This is a genomic window from Edaphobacter lichenicola (assembly GCF_014201315.1).
Classification (GTDB): domain Bacteria; phylum Acidobacteriota; class Terriglobia; order Terriglobales; family Acidobacteriaceae; genus Edaphobacter; species Edaphobacter lichenicola_B.
This window is the reverse complement of record NZ_JACHDY010000010.1, coordinates 1-22,598: the sequence shown is the minus strand read 5'-3', so window position 1 is coordinate 22,598 and position 22,598 is coordinate 1. Positions and strand designations below refer to the sequence as shown.

At 54.2% G+C, this 22,598-nt stretch carries 14 protein-coding genes; 5 read left to right on the top strand and 9 right to left on the bottom strand.

From position 1 onward, the window contains the following. The first annotated feature begins 29 nt into the window (after window positions 1-29). Together HDF09_RS20320 and HDF09_RS20315 are read left to right on the top strand one after the other, a co-directional pair. Window positions 30-323 carry a response regulator transcription factor gene (locus HDF09_RS20320; protein ID WP_260181864.1) on the top strand — a complete coding sequence of 98 codons (294 nt, stop codon included), beginning with the start codon at window positions 30-32 and terminating at the stop codon, window positions 321-323. A gap of 609 nt (window positions 324-932) precedes the next feature. Then, complete coding sequence (locus HDF09_RS20315; RefSeq protein WP_183769304.1) at window positions 933-1,892, top strand: hypothetical protein; 960 nt, start codon at window positions 933-935, stop codon at window positions 1,890-1,892. On the opposite strand, the gene HDF09_RS20310 is transcribed toward HDF09_RS20315, so the two are convergent. Together HDF09_RS20310 and HDF09_RS20305 are read right to left on the bottom strand one after the other, a co-directional pair. Continuing rightward, a complete protein-coding gene (locus tag HDF09_RS20310; protein WP_183769303.1) occupies window positions 1,876-2,598 on the bottom strand; it encodes a hypothetical protein in 723 nt (240 codons plus the stop codon). The genes HDF09_RS20315 and HDF09_RS20310 overlap by 17 nt on opposite strands. A gap of 208 nt (window positions 2,599-2,806) precedes the next feature. Continuing rightward, a complete protein-coding gene (locus HDF09_RS20305) occupies window positions 2,807-3,427 on the bottom strand; it encodes an NYN domain-containing protein (RefSeq protein WP_183769302.1) in 621 nt (206 codons plus the stop codon). Window positions 3,428-3,563: 136 nt separating this feature from the next. Between HDF09_RS20305 and HDF09_RS21440 the strand changes: the two genes are divergently transcribed. After that, a complete protein-coding gene (locus tag HDF09_RS21440; protein ID WP_406705168.1) occupies window positions 3,564-4,043 on the top strand; it encodes a very short patch repair endonuclease in 480 nt (159 codons plus the stop codon). Beyond that, window positions 4,036-5,172 (top strand): DNA cytosine methyltransferase, encoded by a 1,137-nt coding sequence (locus HDF09_RS21435; RefSeq protein ID WP_183769300.1) that lies wholly within the window; start codon window positions 4,036-4,038, stop codon window positions 5,170-5,172. The genes HDF09_RS21440 and HDF09_RS21435 overlap by 8 nt, the downstream gene beginning before the upstream one ends. Before the next feature lie 12 nt (window positions 5,173-5,184). Here the strand turns inward: HDF09_RS21435 and HDF09_RS20290 are convergent, their stop codons facing one another. Genes HDF09_RS20290 through HDF09_RS20280 form a run of 3 tightly spaced genes read right to left on the bottom strand, consistent with a single transcriptional unit; the run spans window position 5,185 to window position 16,265 of the window. Beyond that, window positions 5,185-11,196, bottom strand: a complete 6,012-nt coding sequence (locus tag HDF09_RS20290; RefSeq protein WP_183769299.1) for a DEAD/DEAH box helicase — start codon at window positions 11,194-11,196, stop codon at window positions 5,185-5,187. A 21-nt stretch (window positions 11,197-11,217) separates the two neighbouring features. Continuing rightward, window positions 11,218-13,323, bottom strand: coding sequence for a coiled-coil domain-containing protein (locus HDF09_RS20285; protein ID WP_183769298.1), 2,106 nt, complete (start codon window positions 13,321-13,323; stop codon window positions 11,218-11,220). Next, window positions 13,320-16,265, bottom strand: coding sequence for a hypothetical protein (locus HDF09_RS20280; protein WP_221270246.1), 2,946 nt, complete (start codon window positions 16,263-16,265; stop codon window positions 13,320-13,322). The genes HDF09_RS20285 and HDF09_RS20280 overlap by 4 nt, the downstream gene beginning before the upstream one ends. An 859-nt stretch (window positions 16,266-17,124) precedes the next feature. Between HDF09_RS20280 and ltrA the strand changes: the two genes are divergently transcribed. Next, window positions 17,125-18,609, top strand: coding sequence for a group II intron reverse transcriptase/maturase (gene ltrA, locus HDF09_RS20275; protein WP_183769296.1), 1,485 nt, complete (start codon window positions 17,125-17,127; stop codon window positions 18,607-18,609). 218 nt (window positions 18,610-18,827) lie between these two features. Here ltrA and HDF09_RS20270 read toward each other — a convergent pair whose 3' ends face one another. From HDF09_RS20270 to HDF09_RS20255, 4 genes are all read right to left on the bottom strand, one after another. Then, window positions 18,828-20,420, bottom strand: coding sequence for a ParB/RepB/Spo0J family partition protein (locus HDF09_RS20270; protein ID WP_183769295.1), 1,593 nt, complete (start codon window positions 20,418-20,420; stop codon window positions 18,828-18,830). A gap of 81 nt (window positions 20,421-20,501) precedes the next feature. Then, window positions 20,502-20,915 carry a DUF6908 domain-containing protein gene (locus HDF09_RS20265; protein WP_183769294.1) on the bottom strand — a complete coding sequence of 138 codons (414 nt, stop codon included), beginning with the start codon at window positions 20,913-20,915 and terminating at the stop codon, window positions 20,502-20,504. Continuing rightward, complete coding sequence (locus HDF09_RS20260) at window positions 20,915-21,826, bottom strand: ArdC family protein (RefSeq protein ID WP_183769293.1); 912 nt, start codon at window positions 21,824-21,826, stop codon at window positions 20,915-20,917. The genes HDF09_RS20265 and HDF09_RS20260 overlap by 1 nt, the downstream gene beginning before the upstream one ends. Before the next feature lie 34 nt (window positions 21,827-21,860). Then, on the bottom strand, window positions 21,861-22,136 hold the full coding sequence (locus HDF09_RS20255) for a hypothetical protein (protein ID WP_183769292.1): 276 nt from the start codon (window positions 22,134-22,136) through the stop codon (window positions 21,861-21,863). Window positions 22,137-22,598 lie beyond the last annotated feature (462 nt).

Genomic DNA, 22,598 nt, shown 5'->3' with positions numbered 1-22,598 from the left:
CTAATCGACTACCCACCTGAGTAGTAGCGTTGCAGCAGAATCTCGTCAATCATCGCGAAGCTGCCGAACGTGCCTTCTTAGTTGCCCGATATGAATCTTTGACGCCCAGAGAGCGAGAGGTGCTGCCGCTGCTGGCGAGCGGTCTACTAAACAAACAAGTGGCATTTGAGTTGGGGATCACCGAGTGGACCGTTCAATTGCATCGAGGACATATTATGCGAAAGATGCAAGCCGACTCCTTTGCAGGCTTAGTCAGGATGGCGGACAAACTCAGCCCTGATCGCACTCAAACCTCCATGGTTGGCGAGTTGACGTCGACTTAGCGGTAAGTCCCCGCAATTCTCTTCCCGATCCCACTCGTTTATTCCGTTCCTAATCCACAAGGCGCAGGAAATGTCTCTCAAGCGGACCATTTATCCGCCGCGCACTCCGCAATCGAGCGTATGCGGGGGGCAATCTATATATAGATATATAGATGGCTGTCCCCAAGCCATATTTCGAAAACCGTAAACTACTGAAAATAAGATGGATGTGCGGTGTACCGTATTTGTACCGGAGGGATTCTCTTCCAACACTTCCCTCCCCTGCAACATATTGCAAATGAACAAGTTAGATGGTGCCGGGAGGGGGAATCGAACCCCCACGAGGTTGCCCTCGGCGGATTTTGAGTCCCATTATTACACTTCCGCGAGCAAACGCACAGAAACGCACAGGACACATAAAAGCTTTGTTTGCAGCGGCTTCCAGCACACCATCTTCTGCATTCGGTTGCATAGTACCGCACCGAATCACGCAATGAACAGCCATCAAAACAGCCACTACCATTCGAGTATTTGGGAGATCACCCTCCGACCTCCGTTACAAGCAATCCAAGATGCTCGGCTTCAGGATAACCTTGAACACAGCGCTCAGGCACATGCCCGATACCAATCATGCCAACAGTCTTTGATAGTGTCGTTACGAAGGAAAACGATCACACGAACCTCCTTCGAAACATCTTGGAGCGGAATTCGCGCGCAGCCGCTGCAGTGCTTTCTTACCTTGTCCGCCGACCGCTTTCTGAAGTCGAGGCTGCTACTCTCCAGTTCAGCACGCAACACTCATTCGTTGGACCCAATGGCCGTGAGATTCCCGACATCTTGGTCGAAGGGCCAGGTTTTCATTGCCTGATTGAAGCGAAAGTCGACCCTTATCTTGAGCTGACTGAGGGGCAGCGAACTGGGTATCAGGCCTGTTTCCCAAAAGGCATGCGCGGCGACCTTTCGTTCTTGGTACCGAATGAGTGGCGGTACACGAGCAGTACGCGTCAAATCCATAAAGTTCTGCCAGACAACATCTCAGTCAACACATCGTATTGGCGGGACGTGATCCAACGGTTAGCTGAAGTATCGGCCTCGATGGATGATGCAATTCTCGACGAGGCGGTACGATTCTGGAAATGGCGGTTTCAACTCGAACCTATGACATCTCAGGAAAAACAATCCTTAAGCGACTGGTCCGAGGCGACCTACAGTGCAATTCGGAAGGTGGAGAAGACTCTCACCCAAGCAAAAGGGCTCTTCGACGCACGCGGATACGAAACCGAGCTTGAGACATCAGACACCTATTCGTACGGTTTCTATGTCAGGCGGGGCCGTTCGTACCTCCTCTGGGTTGGCATCTGGACAAAGGCGCCTACACCTCTCGCGTTCGGATTTCATTCCACAAAGCCGAGCTGGCTCAGACCTGAAGTTCTCCCCGAAGCCGCCTCAACGGCAAACGATCATCATTTGTGGCCGTTGAACCAAGACACTTGGGACGATCCCGAAGCAATCTTTCAAAGAGTTGCGTCTTTCTTAGCGTCCCACTGGGCTGAAATGAAGCAGCCGAGTTCGTTCACAGGCTCGGAATGATCACAAGTTCGTCCTTCCCGCAGTGTGCATTTTCGATGTCATTCTTCATTCTGAGAAGGGTTTCTTCTCCGAAAAAGCCCTCCGCATAATTCGTACTCAATCGGATGCGCTCCAAAGGAATCCTCATTTTCGCGGGCCGCTTATGAAGCTGTCTGAAGTATTCGTACGCCATCATGTCGGCCAACTGAAGGCCGAGCACTTGGTCAGGCTTCGCGCTCGCGAAGGCATTGAGACGAAAGCGATGGGGAAACGAGGGGTTCATGGCTAAAAGTGAGAAGAAGCGGCCGGCCATCCCGTCAAAGCCGGATCCCTTTTCGACGACAACAGAGAAAGAGTCTTCCTTCGGAAGAGTTTCCATGTGCTTTGCGATCATCGCCACACAGCTTTTGAAGCAGACAAACCAAGGGCTTCCCAACTTCCGTTGGCCTTCTGGGCTGATCACGCGGCGATAGATGTCGGCTCGCATTCCGCAGTTATAAGCGACAAGCTTTTTGCCCTGCTTACCAATGACATCTAGGAGTTCAGCGCTGTATCGATCCCGTTGAGGCTTCGGCCATCCAGCGTACTCCTCGGTAGCGTGGTTCAACGCAGTTGCGTGGAAACAATGCACCCCGTATCGGTCGTTGACCGCCGACCAGTCAGCTTCAATCTCTGACCAAGTGGGCCCGTCCGATAGAAAACCACTAATCGTGATTGAGTTGGGCATCTTCGGGTTGCCATCGAAACTTTCATCGCAACAAAAGCGGAACATCCTTCACCACCGGGCAAACTTGCAGACAGCGGGAAACCCCAAGTCTTTGCTAAAGATCGTCTTAAGGAGGCCTAGAGCCTCCAATATCTAAATCCGATGGGACTCGGGAAACGTCTTGTATCCTGTCTTCTCTTTGCCTTTTCGACAGGTAGAGGTGTAACTACTACCAACCGCTAGGCTTGGTAAATGTGCCCTTTCGATCCGTCAAGCTTTTCGGAAATTGGCAGGCTGCGAGATCACCTTGGCGGATTCGCTTGATAAAGGTGGCATATTGCCTCAGTTCCCGGCTGTGAAACTGGTGAGGATTGAGGAGACCAACCGGTAAACCAATCTCCTGAGCGACGATCCTTACTGGCTCGGCCAAGTCAGAGTCGTTGGTAACGAGGACGGCCACCTCAAATCGCCTTCCGTACGCATCTCGCAAGAGATGAGAAGCGAGGTTCACATCAGAACCCTTCTCTTCCGTCTTGTCGACCCAAACCTTCTGCGGCGGGTTGACGTTCGTCAAGTACATGGGCACGGAGTGCGTCGTGAACTGACCATATTTGATGTGAAGGTTTGGAAGGGTTTTCAGAGCGCGGATGTAGAGCCCTTGGTCATGGGCCGCTGTCGGATTGTAGGCGCGCGAACTGACTCGAGCAGTAAAGTAGTGAACTTCCTGGATCGTGTCGGACGGCAAGAGGGCTTGAGCGAGCTTCGCGAGGTCAAGCCACTTGTATGGCGTCCGCTTCAACGCACCATAATAGAGGTTGAAGCCATCGATGTAGAGGTTGACGATTGCCATTCTGAACCCCAGAACTCAACATTGCACACGGGTACGCGTCCCTGTAGAATTGTAAAAGAAACTCCCCCTGCTCCTTGGAGGGCAGGAAGCGAAGCCGGTCCGAGAGGACCGGCTTCAGTGTTTAGCAAACAAATAGTTGTACCAGGAAGAGAATACGTTCTTGAATCATCGAGACTCAGACATCGTTGATGCGTCAACCCGATCTCGCATGATGAGCGCAGTTCGTCGGACCGATACGCTCCCAGAGATGGCTATCCGAAGACTTTTGACTGATTCGGGCGTGCATTACCGGGTCAAGAACAAGCGTTTGCCGGGTTCTCCTGACATCGCAAATCGCAGTCAGCGATGGGCGATCTTTGTTAATGGATGTTTTTGGCACGGGCACAAGTTTTGCACGAAGACAAAGAGCGATAATCAGCCTCGAGTGCCTAAATCCCGCCCCGAATTTTGGTCAGCAAAGCTTCGAGCGAATCGGTCCCGAGATGCCCGGAAGAGCTGGGACCTTCGGCGACTTGGTTTTCGTGTGCTCATAGTCTGGGAGTGCGACCTTAAACGACCCGGGGCACTGGTCTCGCGCCTTCAGAGATTCACAATTCCCAGGCACGATCATGACTGAACGACGGCTCAAATCTGTAGGCCTGTTCTCCGGCATTGGGGGGTTCGAGGTTGGTCTTGAGAAGGCCGGCTTCGAAACAACCCTCATGTGCGAGATAGATCCAGCCGCCCAGGCCGTTCTTCGTCGAAGAATGCCGCATGTTGAGGTTCGAGATGACGTTCGGCAGATCGATCGTGTCCCTAAAGGAACAGACTTGCTCGTAGCGGGCTTTCCTTGCCAAGATCTTTCGCAGGTGGGTAGAGCGCGCGGCATTGCAGGCGACAAATCAGGCATCGTCGACCACGTATTTCGCATCCTTCAAGCGCGGCGCACCCAATGGGTGCTGTTGGAAAACGTCCCGTTTATGCTGCAACTTCATAAGGGCGCGGCAATGAAGCATATCACCGGAAAGCTTGAGAGGCTCGGGTACTCATGGGCATATAGAACGGTCGACACGCGATCATTCGGTCTTCCGCAGCGAAGGGAGAGAGTTTTCCTCCTCGCTAGCTTGGATCACGTACCTTGGAATCGCCTGTTTCAAACAAATGCAAATTTAGTTCCCCAAGTCGATATCACACCACCATGCGGCTTCTATTGGACAGAAGGCAACCGAGGCATCGGTTGGGCTGCGAATGCAATACCTACTCTTAAGGGAGGCTCTGCTTGGGGGATACCATCGGCCCCGGCAATCTGGCTGCCCGATCATTCTTTTGTCACACCTGACATTCGAGATGCTGAGCGACTTCAAGGCTTCAAGGCAGATTGGACAAAGCCTGCAGAATCGGTATCCCGCCCGGGACACCGCTGGAGGTTAGTGGGAAACGCCGTAACCTGCAAGGTGTCTGAGTGGGTCGGAAGCACACTGCTGATTCCAGATAAACAGCCACCCGAGCTTGAGGAGCTTAGGCCATCCGCATCTTGGCCCGCTGCCGCAGCCGGCGAAAATGGACAACGATACCGTGTGCTGGATGCGACAAAGTTTCCAGTCGCAAAAACATCTGTTTCTATAGAAAGCTTCCTGCGCTACGAACCCCGATTCCTGTCACATCGCGCGGCGTCGGGATTTCTCTCCCGCCTTGAAGTAAGCGGCCTTCGATATCCTCCAGCATTCGCCAAGGCATTGCGCTCACACATTAGGAAGTTCAAGTAGAGGACTTCAACACTAGCCGCTCCAGGCCCGTCGTAGCCGCTCCCTTTCTGTTACCTGTCGACGAGATAGTTCGAAAGTATCAGTGAATTTCGGTGACCGCCCGAGCTCATTGATCGCATCGTTGAGGATGCCGATAGGTGTTTCCAGGTTCCACAACGGGTGTACGACGAGATTCCATTCCGCGCCAGTGCGGTCGAGACGAAAAGCAGTCATCTCCCCGTCACGACCTAACTTCCGAACCTCTCCGTTCCCGCCGTAATTTGTGACCAAGTCTGTTGCGTATCGGTGCGCCAGCTCCGGCCAGTCACACAATGACGGGCTTTCCGCAAATTTGCCATCCAATCCACACCTAAACGAGGCGCGATCAATTGCTTCGAGAAATGAAAGTCCCAATCTCCAATCGAGCAATCCGTGATAAGGCTGATTACCGTACCGCTGAAGACACAAGTAGCACGATTGGTCGCACTGCGCGGCGTGATCGATGTTGTCCTTTAGCATGCGGTAGGTTCGGAGCGGAAAAGCTTCAGGTTCGGAGACAATCGACCTCACGAGTCTCGCCGCAGTCGAAATCCCCTTCGAATCCAAGAGTGCCAGCCGCTCGCAGAGGCCCGAACCATTGACCAGGTGATCTGCGATTTGCAAAACAGGGACGCGAATTCCTTTCGAAGCATGAATTCTTGGATCGATAAGGTCAAACTCATCCGGATCGACATCAAGCTCCAAAGAAGCGCGGTGGACGAATATGAATGTCGCTGAGACTGCTGCAGCTCTCACCGACGTAATCCTGTTCGCCAAGAGCGCAGGGCCGTTCGTAGGAAGTGAACCGCTGACTCGGTCGATCCAAAGCCCTGGAGGGACGACAGAAGCTCCGATGAACAAAGAGTCGGTTGTTTTTGGTGCGGCGATCCAAATGCCCTCAGCGGAGGTCCCGGTTAAGTCAGGCTGGGGTTGTAAACGTCGAATTTCTGGAGCGCACTCTTTTGTTATCGCCTGTTGCTCGAGCCTGGTTGAATCAAGACCGGGAATCGAGTGGCTATACGAGTCGACAGAGAATCCCAATGCAGAGACGTTTCCATTGTCATCCGTAATTTCTGGACCCCGATTAAGTCTGTAGGTCCGACTCTGCGGAAGAAATGCCAAGCTCAGGTTGAAGTCATCTGGTGTTGGCGAAAGATCAAAAGTTCTTGATTCTGCGGTGATCGAGCGATTGCGCGAGCCAAACCGGTCATTCTCACGTATGAGTCTCGGATTCAAATCAGTGCGAAAACCAGAGGGCGTGCGACATTCTCCTGCTCCTGCTGAGTCCAGCAACGTCGAGCAGGTTGTGCAACTCTCATTCTCAGGTTTGTCCTCAAAACGATGCCAGCTTCCGCACGCCACGCAACGCAGCAACCAAAAGGGGCTACTAAACGCCGGACTGTAAGGGGTGAGGGACTGTTGAGTACCTCTTCTACCAGGAGTGAATCTTTCGGCAAGGTGACCGGTGAAACCGATTGGTCTATGCTGCTGCTTGTCCTTAACTATGACTCCACCTGGAGCAAATTCAAAAATAGCGAAATCGAGGTCACGATCAATCTTGGTCCATTCAAATTGATGGTCATCCTCAATCCTCACGGCCTCGGTATACAAATTTCTCACACGCGTTGGCATTCCAAACATCGGCAGCCTGCCGGCCTCGGCGAGCATGTGGGCCAAGCCGTCTTCGCCGCCACCCCCGACGAGATCACGAGAATTTCGGATGTCCTCGATTAGATCGGATGGGTCCAAGTCTTCAAGCAAAGTTTGAACGGAAATGTCAGAGTCCAATGCAAGTACAGCCGCAAAGCGGTCTCGCGCGACCTCCGTCTTCAAGAGCGCTCCTTTCAAACGCTCCTCCCAGTCCTGCGTTGCGTCGAAGTAAATGTTGCTCGGGATGTACTCACCGTGAATATCAGGCGAAGAATCATCCCCTGGATACCGTTGCCCCGCAGCCCTACATTCCGACCTGAGAGTGTCGAATGCGGATGCCAACCAGGCCTTTCGCAACAGCCTGCGCGGGATGATTACCTGTTTCTTGGTGAGAAATGGCGGCGGTGGCGGGTCTCCGGTAATCCGTTCCGGATTGCGATAGTAGTAGAGGTCATGGCTTTTGCTCCTACAAACGGTCATCACCATCGAAAATGCCTGGCCGCGTCGGCCAGCGCGTCCCACCCGTTGTTGGTAGTTGAATCTCTGCGGAGGCATATTGGCCTGAAACACGGCTTGCAGCGGACCGATGTCGATTCCCACTTCCATAGTGGTTGTCACAGCCAACAGATCAATCAGCTTTGCGTTTTCCTCCAAACTGGATGGAGCGTCAAAGATTATCCCCCGGAATCTACGTTGTCTTTCGGCTGGGTCATCTGTTTGCCCGGTCAACTCCTCGCACCGGACTCGGAATGGAGGTTCACCTCGACCGATCCGCTTTCCAAGAAAGTTCCGTCGACGGACATCTTCGCAAACGAGATCAGGCAGTTCGTTGAGCGGTTCGTAGCAACGGGTGCATACACCACCGCCCCGGTGCAAATGAATTCTTCCGCATCGAACGCACTTCCAACAGGGAGAATCTTGCAATGGCACCATAATATTGAGTTTTCCAGTATGTATGATTCCGCCGGAATGCCTCTGTGCGTCAAGAATATTTAGAACTCGAGTGAGTTCCTGGACCGCCATTTGATCGCTGCCCGTGCAAGCTTGTGCATAGCGAAAGATTCGATCAGATTTGCCGATATCATTCGCGTCCGCCCAGTCCTTCGGCCGGTCGTCAAATTGGCTTTCATTCACTCGATAGGAATCCCCCAGGACCCGCATATAGGCGGCGATTTTATTTTGTTCTTTTAGATCCGCGACGCAGGACAACGGAACCGTCGGATACCCCCACCCTGTTTCTTCGATAGAAAAATAAGTCTTGTTGAAAATGGTCTGAGATATTGACTCAAGAGCTTCTCCCACCAACTCACGCCGCGCTTCATCAATTTGTGTCCTGCGCTGCATATCGTCACGCCAGTCAAGCGTGGTACCCGTTAATTCAAACAGCTCGAACCACGCAAGGTTTTCGCTACCGACCCTAAAGCGCCGCATGCCTGTTCCATCTACCGGATGCACTCCCAGATTTGCAAAGTGACACAAGTACGGTCGGAGTCCATTTCGTTCAGGAGAGACACCTTGAAATCCCGCTTCGTCCAACGTCTCAACCACCTCTGAAATGGAGATCGACGAATCATTGGCGGCCTTCAGCTGGACGGTTAACTTCTTGATTGCTGAACCTAGCTCATCGAATTTTGGGTCATCGTAAGAAGCTTCGGCATACGCTTTGCGCGTAACGTCGAGGTCCCGAGCAAGAGTATCTGCACCGGGTCGAGACTGTGCAACCTCCACAATAGTGTCGATCAATATCTGACGAACAGAGTCTTCATGGTGTCGCCTCTCGATATCTAGTGCCGCCTTTGCTGCATCTTGACGGCTATCAGAGAATGAAACCAATTTGGGATTCTCAGAGGTTTTTCTCAGCACTTCAAAGACTTCAGTGGCGAGCAATTGAGTCGTCTTCGCGAAACCGGTACGAAAATTTCGCAGCGGAGAAAGCCTATAACCCCGTTTTCTTCTTTCATAGCTGATGCCACAGGCGGGACACGCATACGGCACGCACGACCCAGGATCTCTGTTCGTTCGGCCGTGGCGGTCCTGAGTGCCGCTACGGTCGAACAAATAGCCATGAACATGGTCTGGAGCGCTCCAAGGATCGTAGCGATTCGTAGCAACCCTAACGACACCACTGGCAGGGTCAAGACTAGCCTTCGTCCAAGTTCCGTTTCCGGCATTCGACGAGATATTCAATTGAGGCGTTTGTGACGACGGCCAGAAGACCCCAAAGACTTTTGCTGACAACTCCTCGAAAAGCTGTGAGGAAGCGGCATCAGGCAACCCATCTAGATCAGGGTCTATTGGAAGCAGTTCACAGTATGACGTCCCCTTCCTCTCTCCCTTCATTCCCGCAAAGAAGAGCTCCCCACAGCACTCGCAGTAGATCAGCTCTAGGAGTCGACGTTTGCCATCCAACATGTCGACGAAACGCAGGCCGCGCTCAACAGACAAGGGGCCTACAAGCGCTTGAGAACCTGCTGGTTTAGAAGAGTCCAGCATTGCGGGCGCAAACAGACCCTCAATACTCCGATAGAAGAAATGAATCCGAAATGCCGAGGTTTTTGGACTTGCGTGAGATGGAAACCATTCAGAGTACCGATCCCCACAACCCCGAATAACCAAGAGAGCTCTCACCGCCTCAATCGCCGTCGAATCCATTGTCGAAAACAGGCGTTTAGCGATTTGGGAAACAGTTTGGGGCTTTCGGAGACCGTCAGCACTGCAAGCTTCCTCAAGAACAAATCCGGCTTGCTCAATACACTCGCGTACCGACCGAGGAAGAGACTCAGACTGAGCGGACGGCATCAGACTCTTATGAACAGCCTGCCACAACAATTCATTTTCACTAGGGTGCTGTGGATCGGCCAGCCCGTCTTCCGGCGACACCGTCACGCGTAACAATTCACAAAGTGGAGACTTGTCTGAGAGTGAACTGACACTCTCAAGTGGAAGGGGGCTTCCCTCAACAATGGCGCCCCGCCATAGATCCTTTGTTCGTTCGGCTTTTTGGTCTGCCTGTTCCCATGTCCCGTTCGATCCAAAAAAGTCCCACAGATACTGAAGGCTTAATTCTCCCAGTTCTCCGCTCATCGGCATAGATGCACTTGATGCCAATATATGAAGCTTATGCCTATGGGATGGATCGTTTAGGCCAAGACGTTCGATCAAGAGCCGAAGGAGAAGGCTAACCTCCGTGCCGGCCGATCCTCGCTGTAAATGCAACTCGTCCAGAACGAGATAAAAATATGAATCGTCGTTCGACATCAACCATTCGCGGGTCTTCGCAAAAATCGAGGCGTCAACCTCTCGAGCCAGCATGGCGCTCAACATGCTGGTATTCGTGATCAGAATGTCAGGCGGATGCTCCTGCATATCCCACCGCGATGTCATCTCATTACCATCAACAGAGGGAAACAAATATCTTGCATCTGTTGATGCGTTCTGATGCGCGCGTGCCGCTGTCTGTGTCTTCTGCAATAGACATGACGAACGGAACAGCTGCTTGAGTTTCCGATCTCTCCGTTCGAACTCTTCAGGTCCGGCATCGGGACTGAAATGATGTCCCGTGATCGGAGTGGCAGAGGTGTATTTGCCAAGGAAGATGCGATTGTCGTTGAAAGTTTCGGACATCAAGAGTCGGGCGGCATCAGAGTCTAGAGCCTTCCGTAACCGCGCGAGTTGATCTTCGACCAAAGCATTCATGGGATAAAGGATCAGCGAACGAACCGCTGCAGCACGCGATTCCCCGTTTCTTTGGGGGACGAATGGAGTCGCATTCTGATTGCGGCGCGTGGGTCGATTCGGCAGATCGGTGTATTTATCTAACGGATCACCGTCGTCATTCTGCCACCATCTGTGTTGCAGAAAACCTTCCTCAGGGGCGCGCCAGCTCCGGGCCTCCTTCGCCAGGCGAGCGAAAATTGGTAGAAGGAACGATTCAGTCTTTCCCGACCCCGTTCCTGAGGTGACAATCCCAGGCCTTCCCCTTTGAATGCCTCGACTCATCATCTCGACTTGATGGGCAAAAGGTTTATATGAAGACTTAGGCTTGCCGTGCTCCTCGCCGACAGCATCGAAAAGACCACAGAGCACCAGTCTCACGAAAGCATCGCGTTCTTTTGCATTCAGACCCGGCAAGCGCGGATCATCGTCACTGGCATTGATCAAATCTTCCAGAGCGAAGCTTGCGTTTGAATAGCGCGCTAGCGGTTCAATTATGGGTTCGGCACAAAGAGCTCTGGTCTCTTCGAGAAGCCGCCGCCGAGCGATTGATACCTCAGGATCGCGAATGTAAAAAGCAGTGTCGAGGTAGCTTATGTAAAAATCCCGAATCCGGGCAAATGCTCCAAGCGGATCCAACATGAAACCAACCTCCAACGTGCGTCATACGTTTTGTGGGACCGAATTGTCCAGAATTCCGATGATGTCTACGATGTCGCTATCTACTTCGGATAATTCGACAGGAGCGCCCGCCAGAAGTGCTCGGGAATCCTTGTGGGATGTGACGAGCGCCGGTATTACCGCCGAACGGGTAAAAATGCGAAGCTTTTCCTGATCTGTTATTTCGGCAAGATTAACCTCCAAGCCGAAAGCGAGCGCTGCTAACGATCTTTCATACGAAGAACTGGAGCCCATCTTCGCGCATACATACTTCGCTAGAGTTTGCAGCGGTCCGTTGGCGTTCGAACGGTCTGCGTCTATCCATTGCTGCCACTCTGACAGGGTGACTCCTGTAAGCGACCCAGTATTGCTTTCCTTCACAGCGGGCCCCCTGCGTGTCGGACTGACTAGGTTGCAGTAGCGCCACAAACGCTGAGAACGTGGCATCGATAATGAACTAGGAGTAAAGGTACCAGCGACCAGGACATTTGAAGGCCAAGGACCAAGACGCGTGTTTGTGACCTGAGGACCCTGACTTGACGGTCGATGCCGAGTTCCATCCGACAGGTCTCCCAAGAGTGGTAGAAGGACGTTGTCGATCTGGCACAAATTAACTCCCTCAAAAACTACCGAGGCCAACTGTCCATCGCTCTCAGCTCTTCTTAGAAAGCTTTCGAGAGTTCCCGAACCTGTTCTTGAGCGTCCCATTGTGCTGAGAAGATCGGAAATTTCGCCAGTGGTAGGAGAGATAGAGGAAACGAAATTTTCTCCGCCCGTAAGAGTGTCGCAGACACACTCAAGGCAATCCATCGCGAGGTCGCCATGAAGAATGGGCACGAAACCAGCCGCCCAAGAAGATAAGAGCGTCGCTGCCGCAGAGCTGTTTAGGCCGCGTCCAATAAAACGCTCGTTCAGTACTTGGAGCAACTCCGTGGAGCAGATGCTCTCAGATGTTCTTCCTCGCTCGCCCCAGCTAGATTTGTCAGATGCGGACTTCACCTCTCTTCCGATCGCTGCCTTGATGAGTGCGACGTTGCCCAGGAATGTGGCGGCGTTCTCCTCCGCTTTGAGAAACGTTTCCGCGATAGACAAGTCGAAGTCTGACTGAACCTGCACGAGTCGCAGTTCGTCTGACGATAGCCTCTCTTTGAGTGCTGCTGAGGCCTGTGCAAGTTCTGCATTAGCCCTGACTAGTTCTTGCTGTTTGACCAGTAATCCCTCGATCTGCGCCTGCTCTTCAGCCACGGCACGAAGCCGTGCTGCCTCTTTCTCTCGTTCGATGGCATCTGCGATATCGGGTATCGCAAGCAACGACGATAGCCCGTCCTCTTGCAGCGAGATATGCTCACCTAAAGCCGCGGCCACCCTCGTGAGTCTCCTCAATCTCTGCTGGCGAGATTTGTTGAGAGGAAGGGTTTCGAGAATATTGCAAAACGAAGAGATTTGCTTCTCGGTCAGTTTCGCTCTAGCGATAACGTCCGAACCGATGTCGCGACTCTCGCGTAACATGCGCTTGACGAACAGCACATCGTTCGAAAGATCAAAATCTCCAATCTTGACGAGTGAAAACCTTGGGGGCATGAACACATGATTCGTCCAGTTGGTCACCTCAAGGTGGTTCGGCATCTCAGATAGTTGAGTAGGCGTCTCCCTTGCCTCAAGAAATAGGCGATCTTCTCGCACGACAAGCTCCATTGGCCCGATGAGCGCGCCGTCGCCACATCTAAAGATCAGGTTGCGCGTTGCGCAACGATCTGCAGCTATACCTTCTTTCGTCAGACAGAGACGCACATCTTCTGGCTCAGCAAGGTGATGAAAATCGATCAGCTCGATCGCCGGCGTCGCTGGTGTTCGCACGAAATATCGGTCGTGTGAGTCTTTGGCTGGATCGTATGTGCCAGATTCCTCGGTTTGGAATGTCCAAGCCTTAAACTGTTCAGACTCCGCCGGCGGCTGCCACCAGCCCAACATCCCTGAATTTGGAAACTCCATTTCCAGTGCAATCCATTTGGTTCTGTCCGGCGATGCCTGGAAGAGTGGACGCACCTTAACGGGCGGATTTGTCCTGTATAAGCTCCTCTCTGCAATACCCAAGAATGTGCCGCTCAATTGTTGTTCCTTTCTGCAAGCGTCCGCGCAAAAGCATATAGTTCCGGAAGCGCGGATTGACTGACTAGGCCCCCAACACGTCTTTCGTCAAGTCCAGTCAAATCGAGAAGCTGACGGCGAAGTGGTTCAGGTACGAATTGTTTGGGTCCGCCCCTCCCGCGCAACAGGAGGTTCAACCGTTCCTCCTCAACGCGTCCTATCGGTGACAGAGACGGGGTCGCAAAACCGAGAGCTGCGAGGATACCCTGCCTGACTCTATGCGTCGGAAGCACATACCGATAGCTCGATCTCCCATCAATGGGTCCTGACAGCTGCGGTCCGTTCAATCCGATACTTCGTGCTAGCGGAAGAGGCAGGTATATATTGCCGCCCGAACAAATGACACTGTCATTTCCTTCTTCTTCAAATGGAGAAAGTCCCGCTAGGGCATATGCGGACAGAACTGCCCACACCCTAGAGCGCGTCCATAGCAATAGTTCACCGTCGCGGAAAACTTTGAATCTGTCAGGCCCATCCTCCCTCCTGCACCAACTGAGGGAAATTTGATTCAGCTCTGTAAGCCGGGCAGGGTCCCGAAAATAGCGGTTAGTCCAGTCCCAGTTTTTCAAGTAGAGCCAATTGTCGTCAGTCGCCGGAGGGCGTGAAGTGGCCAGTTCTCGAATTGTAGGGCCACTATAACTCGAAGGTTGGATCAACGTGGGTCGATCTAACCCAAGTTCCGTCGTAATGAGTTCGACCGTTTCTATATCCGGGACTATGCACTCAAGCATGGGCGGGACGTAAGAAGAACTGCTTGACTTTGCATTCACGAGAAAGCCACCGGAACCGCAATACTCCTCAAACCTGTTCGATACATGGAGAGGAACCAAGCCCGTTAGCGATGTGCAAAGACCGCCACCTTGTTTTCGAAATGCCAAGCGCGGAACATTTCCAAAATAGACACGAGCACGCCAACGCGCATCGGTCAGCACTTCCAGATATCCGGCTTCCACCCAGGAGCGGATAACAGCCCAGACTTGAGGTCCAGAAATCTGGAGCCTAGACTCGAACAGCTTGATGAGCTTTCCTTCCGGGATGCCACGACGGCTCTCTAGTAAGCTAGCCAACTCAAGAACTAAATATTGAGTTGAAGGTTGACAGCAAGTGACGGAAGTCCGAATGCCTGTATCGTGCCCTATCTTGGCCAAAGAAGCCGGGTTCACGTTCTGGAGTTTCGTCGCTGCTGCAGCGGTAATGAGGTCTACTTCAAGGCTTTCAACGAGCCAACGATCCTTGTCGATCGGGGGACGATACTGTGTCGAGAATGATCCTTCGACGAACGATACGAGTCTTTCAGCGATTATCAGACCCATCTGATATGCGCAGACTCTCTGGGTACCGATCAATGATGGCGACTCGATTACGGCCCCTAGCAGCCACCCGTCGTCCTCTTGATCCCGCACCAAATCCTTCGAAGATCCGTCTGAAAATTGGAGTTCGCATCTGTCTGATCCGTCGACGTGGAAAGTTGGTAGGCAACTTTGCACTGCAAGATAACTACTGCCGATCCTTACTCCATCCCTTATCACCACTCTCACTGGGGACAAGACAGGCCGTAAACAATCGACTGCTGCGAGCGACGGATAGAGCCTTACCTCCTTTCCACGTAGTGCCTCTGCGGAGATCTCCCTCCATTCCGTCCAGCCTTGATAGATTGAACGGGACGTCTGATGAGACAAGTTGCTGTTGCGCAATGCCAAGCGCAGATCTTGATTCGGAGTCTGAGAAAGCAACGCCTTCAATCTGCCTGCGGTGGGCAGTGTTTTGGCTTGAACACTGAGGCGGTCATCTTCCTCTTCAAAGAGCAGGAAGCCAGCGGCTATCGACTTGCAAATGGGCTCCAGTGCTTCCCGCGTAAGAGGCTCATCAAGACCAAGGATAAGATCAAGACAGGACGCGAGGGGAGACTCTCCATTTCCGCAATTGACGATGTACGGATATGCGCCGGATTCGCTTTTCGAACTCGGAATCGTTCGCAATGATGCGCCCGAGAATGGACGGTCGCTGCAAAGGGTCAACCAGAAGTGCCCGTCCTCATCTTCAAGCTCAAGCCGAAGCTTCGGGTTATTTTCGATCTCCGATTTGCTGCCACCTGATAGCGAGACGGCGCGAACGAGGTTCCAAAAAGTACTTTGAATAAGAGCACTGTCGGGCAGGTGTTTTCGCGACAATGTGAATGCGGTGTACAAGTCCTGAAATTCAGGACTGAATTTGCCAAAACTTCCAGCGATTGCCTTCAGTACTTTTTGAACTTCCAGCTCACGTCCATAGCAATCCAGATCGCTGAGAAGGCTACGCAACGCATCTTGATCGCGCCTTGATGGAACAGAGAGTCGCAGCGAATAGCCTATCTGGGAGTACCTGCCGGATTCTGGAATATCAGGAAGGATGAGACGATTGACCTGTTTGCCTCCCAGCAGTTCTTGCGAAGATGTCCATAACTCCAATTTCTGCCAGAGCACTCTCAAAGCGTAGAGGTTGTTATGGCGGCCTCCGCCCATAACTGCTGTGAGTCGCTTGCGAAAGTCCCCAAGATCCCGAAGTTCTTCCGCTAGATCGTTCACAACCATGCACGTCAAAAGCAGGTGTGAAAGGTAAAACGGAACAGCCACCTGCTGGCGCTTCCAGATGTTGTGCTTATGCATCGCATCAGTTGCGAAACTCCGACCTTGCAGGCCGTTCTTTATACATGTGACGAACGCGCCTCGAGTTCGCTCGGCCTCTTCGCGGCCAAGTCCGATTCCGATCGCAAGTTCTTCGCCGCTAACGGGGAGACGGGAGACGGGCGATCGGGAACTTTGGCTCCGAGCTGTGAAGTAATGAGCATAAAGACGCTCATTCCACTGGCTTAGGCTCAGTGCTGCGGGGTCGACCCGTACGATTTCCTGAACTTCGATAGACATCGAACTCAACGTTCCGGACGGGCCGCTCTGGCGGCTCGATCCATACTCAAATGTCTGAAAGAAGAAGGATAACAAAACTCCACGAGCGGAGTGCCGGGGGCCACTTCGAGATGATTCCAAGCCTAAATTGACCTTTATGGGCAGAACTTCACTTAAGCCTGGAACGCTCTGGGGGGAAGGTGCAGGAGGAGGAACTCGACTCCTGCCGCGTAAACCGGCGAGCGGGGGCCGGCAGCGGGATGAGGGTGCAGGTGCGACTTGAAGTCGTTTGAATGATTGTTCAACACGGGAGGATTCGTGGAGCTGAACCTGCGGTTCCGTCCGCAGTAGCCTATCGGCATCGGCGTAGCTGGTAACGGCTGGGTCGAGAGCTGCCGAGAAAACGGCCCTCCGTCGTGAGACAGAGGAGCCCCGCGAGGGGCGATCTCACACTGCCAGCGTCACGGCGGTGGGAGGGCCAGGCTGAATGATATGTCCAACACATGTGAACTGCCGTAGGCATCGTCAACATCAAAGAGCCAAAGACGCTGACAGGCTCTAGCCAAAAGGCAACGCAGCCGGATGCTCCCACCTGCACTGGGACACACGGACAAATAGGCTGCCGGTGTGCAGGCAGGGACTACGTCATTCGTGTCGTTCAAACGGAACAAGGTAAGCCCGATGCACTGCCCTCTCAAGGGCAGGCGTCACCGTAAGGTGCGCTGTTGGTGCAGCGGGTAGAGGAGGCTGGAGAAAGCGAACGCCGCTCTGTAATGGAGCGGATAGGAGTTGCGACATCACTCCGTGCGAAAGCAGGCAGACTTCCAGCGGGTCATGGTTGACGAAAGAGCTTACAGAATCTTCGTAGGAGGAAATGCAAATGAACGTGGAGCAATCTATGTGTGCAGCCTCCGACCCTGCGGCGCAATGGGAACAGGTCAACTGGTCTCGATGCGAACACATGGTCAGGAGACTGCAGGCGCGTATCGTCAAGGCAACACAGGAAGGCCGTCACAACAAGGTGAGAGCCTTGCAGTGGCTGCTGACCCACTCGTTCTCTGGCCGAGCAATGGCCGTGAAGCGAGTGACACACAACAAGGGTAAGAACACGCCGGGCGTAGACAGAGCAATCTGGAGCACACCGGCATCCAGATATAAGGCCATCGACACGTTGCGGCGTCGTGGGTATCAGCCACAGCCGTTGCGACGCGTCTATATCCCGAAGGCCAATGGGAAGCAGAGGCCGCTTGGAATCCCCACGATGAAGGATCGCGCGATGCAGGCGTTATACCTGCTTGCACTGCTCCCCGTCGCGGAGACAACAGCCGATCTTAACTCCTATGGTTTTCGACCGGAACGCTCGACCGCTGATGCCATCGAGCAATGCTTTAATGTTGTGGGTATGCGAAACAGTGCCCAATGGGTGCTGGAGGGAGACATCCGTGGCTGCTTCGACAATATAAGCCACGCATGGATGCTCGATCACATCCCCACCGACAAAGACGTGTTGCGGAAATGGCTGAAAGCGGGGTTCATGGAAGACCGCAAACTGTTCGCTACGGAGGCAGGTACACCACAGGGCGGCATCATCTCGCCTACGCTGGCGAACCTGACACTCGATGGACTGGAGCACCTTCTCAAGCAAACCTTCCGCAATAAGAAGGTCGGCGGGAAGATGCACAATCCGAAGGTGAACTTCGTACGCTATGCCGATGACTTCATCATCACCGGAAGCTCGAAAGAGCTGCTGGAGAATGAGGTCAAGCCAATGGTCGAGCGCTTCCTGCTCGAACGTGGCTTGCAGCTCTCACCTGAGAAAACCTGCATCACGCATATCGAAAACGGCTTCGACTTCCTTGGGCAGAACCTGCGGCGACATGGCAAGAAGGTTCTGACGACACCCTCGAAGAAGAACATGCACGCCTTCTTGGAGAAGGTGCGCGGTGCAATCAAAAGAAACAGCACCGCGAATCAGGCCAACCTGATAGGGATACTCAACCCGGTCATCCGCGGATGGGCAAACTATCATCGCCATATCGTAGCGTCGTCGGCGTTCCAAAGAGCGGAGATGGTCATCTGGCGTTCACTCTGGCGTTGGGCAAAGCATCGCCACTGGAAGAAGCCGACCGCCTGGATCGCAAACAGATACTGGCATCGGCTCGGAAATGGCAGGCACATGTTCGCTGTGATGGCTGGCGGCAATGTACGGCGTTCGCGCGCGATGGTCGCTTGGCTGGTCAATCCCGCCAAAACGCCCATCTGGCGACACGTCAAGGTGAAGTCGAACGCTAACCCGTTCGATCAGAACTGGCGCGGCTACTTCGAGACTCGTAAGAGCCTCAAGAGAGCCAGCAGCAATCGCTGACGCCTGTGTGTTGTGACCGGCTCCGCTTCATGCGGGGCTTATCCAAGGCTTGAGCCGGATGACGGGAAACTGTCATGTCCGGTTCTTAGGGGAGGCAGCGGCAGAGATGCCGCTGTCTTACCCGACGGAGAAACCAAAGCGGGTTCGCCCTGCCGCGATTTATCGCGTCGAATAGAAGCGGAGAGGCCGCAGATTCGCGGCCTCCCTGCTCCGCTGCCCTAAGCGGCCTTCTTCGCCTTTGCGACGACCTTCGCCGCAGGTTTCGGCGCCTTCTTGGCTTTCTCTTTCGCCGAAAACTCCTGCTTCACCTTGAGGGCGATGGCGTCGGTGTCTATTTTGTAGACCGCCGCCGCATCCCGCAAGACTGTTGCGCTGTTGCCACGGGAGGCGGCAAGAATAATGGTTAATTCGACCATGACGCTCCCCAGCTTGCTCTCTTCCACACGACGCAGGTACGCGGTGAAGAGCTTGACAATCGAGTCGCCTTCCTTCGCGGGCTTGATGCCGTGTTGACGAGCAAGACCGGCAAGATGGTTGTCGTTCAACATCGCCGCCAGACGTTCTGCCACAAACAGCAGGTCACGCTTCATCAACCGCACCGGAACGGCTGCGGTGATAGCCGTAAGCGTCCTGACGCTCGTGGTGTAGCCGATGGCCTGTTCGCGCCGCTCCTTCTCTTGCTGCGCTTTGAACGAAGCATCAACGTTCGGCTGCTGCTGCTTCTTGGGGTGATGGATGGGGCAAGCGGGATTGGCGCAGACTTTGTGGACTTCACCCTTGCCGTCGCCATCTGCGATGATGGCCTCGGTGGTGAACTTGCACGTCTTGAACTGAGGCCGTTGCGCCTGTTCCTTATCTTTCGGCTTCTCCGACGCGATGGCGACGTACTTGCCGCGCGGAACGATGGCACTTCCCTCCTGCGGCTTGGTGTAGCCTGTGCTGATTTGCACGAGCTTGGGTTTGGCGGCGATGGTGTTGGCCACATGCGCGTCCACCTTCGCCTGATAGCAGCTTGGGTCGGTGCAAGCGTCCTGCTTGCCGAGGTCGGAAAAGAGAAGCTTATTGTGCCCCGTCCGTTTCGGACAGTCCACACAACTCCCCGCGATGGCGACGAGATGCGCGTCCTTCTTATCGAACGGAGCATCTTTGAGGACGAGCAAGATGTTTTGCTCAATCCACGTTTGCAAGTTGCGGACGGGGAGAAGAATGCGCTTGGCCTTCCGGTCGCTCGATGCACTCCAGTCCTCGCGGAAGCAAGCCTTAAGAGCTTCTTCCTGCTTGTCGAGCGGCAGCTTCGCCAATAGCAGCGCATGTCCGACGCCGATCTCCTCGCGGTAGAACTCCTCCACGACAACCTCAGCAAGTTCGGTCAACTTCAAGCGGGTGGCGACGTAGGCGGGTGGTTTGCCGATCTTCGCCGCAATCTGCTCGATGCTGTACGTAGGCTCCTCCAGGTCGAGAAGCCCTTTGAAGCTCCGCGCTTCCTCCAGCGGATGCACGTCGCGCCGCTGGAGGTTTTCGACAAGTTGCGCCTCCATTACCTGCGCGTCGGTCATATCGCGGATTTCGACGGGAACGATTTCTTTCCCGGCAATCTGTGCGGCGCGAAAACGCTGCGCTCCGAAGACGATCTCATAGCGTTGGTCTTTGGGTCGGACAAGCAAGGAAGCGAGAACACCCTGCGACTGGATGCTGCTGGCAAGTCCTTTCAGGAATCCTTCATCGAAGTTCCGACGCGGATTAGTTGGCGATTCGGTCAACATGGCGATGGGAAGCTCACGCGGTACGTTGTTGGCAATTTCGGTATTCATAGTGATGTGCTCCTTTCGAGCGGTTGCACTGCATTGAGTGGTGGAGCGGTCGCGCTGCCGTATCCGCTCCAAGGGAGCGGACTAGCCACGAATGCACTTGTCCGTGAACACTTCGGCGAAGCCTTGGGAGCGCAGGTTTTTGTCCCACAGCTTCGCAAACTCCTCGTGCTGTCGGTGTAATTCAGAGTGATAGGCGTAGTGACCGTCCGTGATAAAGCGAGACCACTGCTCCACACCCGCATAGTCATTGCGGAAATAGAAGGGATTGAGGTGCGCCCCTCCTGCTAGGCCAAACTCGAAACACATTTCCGGGTCCCGCATAGCATCGCCGTTCTGTTCGCCGTAGTGACAGACAGAAATTGCGGGAAGCCCGCACGGGCCGGATTCGTCGGTCGCCTCAATGACCAACTCCATAAAAGGCGGGTTCTCGATCTTGAGGTAAAGGCCGTGGTGCCAACCTCCGGCCTTCTGGATGATTGCGAGGATGGTCTTCATCACGCCACCCTCGCTAGTTCTGCATCGGGCATCTCCGCCTGTTCTTGGGTTGGCGGCTGCAATGCGGCAAGGATGACGGCTGAGGCTTGCTGGATGACTTCAAGGCTCTCAATCAAGAGCGACGCATTGCCGTGGTAAAGCTGGATGTAGTCCGCTGACGCGCTTCCAGTCTGCAACCCAACGGCCTTCCCCACCACGAACGCGATGGCTTCGGCCTCGGTCTCTTTCACCACCTTGGTTGTGGTGGTGCGGCGTTCGGCCTTGTGCAAGAGTTCATGCCCTAACTCGTGAACGAGCGTGGAGAACTCTTCGGCTTTCGACTGTCCGGGGAGGATGGCGATGCGTCCGCCATAACTCACACCAAGCGCGGGGGCGATGTTTTCGGTAAAGACAAGCTCGATTCCTTGCTTCTCGATATACGAAACAAGACGGTCGCGGTTCGCTCCAACGTCGCCGGAAATCTCGCGCATGGCGGGAAGCTCTGCGCCGTCGGTCTGTTCCACATCGAAAACGTAGGCGTTGCGGAAGCCGACGAGAACGCGGGTATTCTGTTTGGTGATGTCCTTCTCGGCTTCTTCGTCCTGCTTGCGCTTGATGCCAACGATAGGAGCGAGAATGCGAATCCCCTTTTCGCCCTTCTTGACCCTGCGGCCAAGCTGGTTCCATGCATACATACCCGCGACACGGGTGGCAGTCGGCCTCTGCCTTGCGATCTCCAAGACATTCCCGAAGGAATAGTTATGGAATCGGCTCATGGCGTTCAGGTATGCGGTAAGAGCATCGCTTTTCCCTGCCTCAAGCTGTTCAATCAGGCACTTCACGTTGGCGGCAATCATTTCCTTCGCGGTCTGCCGTTGCTGCGGCTGGTTGGTGTTTTCGTTAATGGGGGTAATGCTGCTATGGGTGTTCATGGGTCTTTTCTCCTTGGGGTTGTGGAACGGTGGCTTATGCAGGGCGCGGATGGTGTTTCGCGTCGTGCCAATCGAGAACGGGGGTGATGTGGGTTGTGGTGATGTCTTCAAACTCTTCGCTGAGAAGTTCCACGGGGACATTCCCAAGAACCTCTCCGCAGGTGGAGCAAGAGACGGTGACCGTATCGCCACAAAAGCCCAACTCCGCGAGGTCTACGGTGTCCTCGCCGAGGATGTAATCGCCCATCCGCACGTTGGCGAAGCGCCGCCATGTGAAAGGGTTCGGAGTGGCTGGTGGAATGGTTTGCATCTGGCCTCCCGCTTTTGCATTTGCACGTCCGCGTTGAAACGCGGCATGTACATGCCGAACGCCACCTGGCGAAGGCGGGGGTAGCAAGCGTCAAGGGGAGGGGTATCTCCCACCCTTGGAGAGGGAGCCGAAGGCGGAACGGAAAGGGCGGAGCGCAGCGGAGGTCTGCACAAGCGCAGCGCGGAAGACTGGGGAGACCCCTTGACGCGCGCGATCGGGGCAGAGCCCCTTAGCGGCTTTTGCAGTTGCTCTTGCTTTTCAGGGGATGAGGGTCGGCGTTGCGGGCAGGAACGAGGTCGTTTCGAAACTCAGATCAGGAGATCGCAGAGGAGCGAAGCAGATGCTCTCTCTGAAGCGGTCAGGATTTGGGATTTACGTTTCGTGGCTGCGCTCTATCAGGCGTTATGAAGGGCTTCCGGAACTTTGGTTGCGCCGAGCACGTTCGTGATGCGCTTGAGGTTG

Bases quoted from the DNA above. Each gene is read 5' to 3' on its own strand.
- HDF09_RS20305 (WP_183769302.1), bottom strand. From the start codon at position 3,427: ATGGCAATCGTCAACCTCTACATCGATGGCTTCAACCTCTATTATGGT.
- HDF09_RS20310 (WP_183769303.1), bottom strand. From the start codon at position 2,598: ATGCCCAACTCAATCACGATTAGTGGTTTTCTATCGGACGGGCCCACT.
- HDF09_RS20315 (WP_183769304.1), top strand. From the start codon at position 933: ATGCCAACAGTCTTTGATAGTGTCGTTACGAAGGAAAACGATCACACG.
- HDF09_RS20280 (WP_221270246.1), bottom strand. From the start codon at position 16,265: ATGTCTATCGAAGTTCAGGAAATCGTACGGGTCGACCCCGCAGCACTG.
- HDF09_RS20270 (WP_183769295.1), bottom strand. From the start codon at position 20,420: ATGAATACCGAAATTGCCAACAACGTACCGCGTGAGCTTCCCATCGCC.
- HDF09_RS20260 (WP_183769293.1), bottom strand. From the start codon at position 21,826: ATGAACACCCATAGCAGCATTACCCCCATTAACGAAAACACCAACCAG.
- HDF09_RS20265 (WP_183769294.1), bottom strand. From the start codon at position 20,915: ATGAAGACCATCCTCGCAATCATCCAGAAGGCCGGAGGTTGGCACCAC.
- HDF09_RS21435 (WP_183769300.1), top strand. From the start codon at position 4,036: ATGACTGAACGACGGCTCAAATCTGTAGGCCTGTTCTCCGGCATTGGG.
- HDF09_RS20290 (WP_183769299.1), bottom strand. From the start codon at position 11,196: ATGTTGGATCCGCTTGGAGCATTTGCCCGGATTCGGGATTTTTACATA.
- ltrA (WP_183769296.1), top strand. From the start codon at position 17,125: ATGAACGTGGAGCAATCTATGTGTGCAGCCTCCGACCCTGCGGCGCAA.
- HDF09_RS20255 (WP_183769292.1), bottom strand. From the start codon at position 22,136: ATGCAAACCATTCCACCAGCCACTCCGAACCCTTTCACATGGCGGCGC.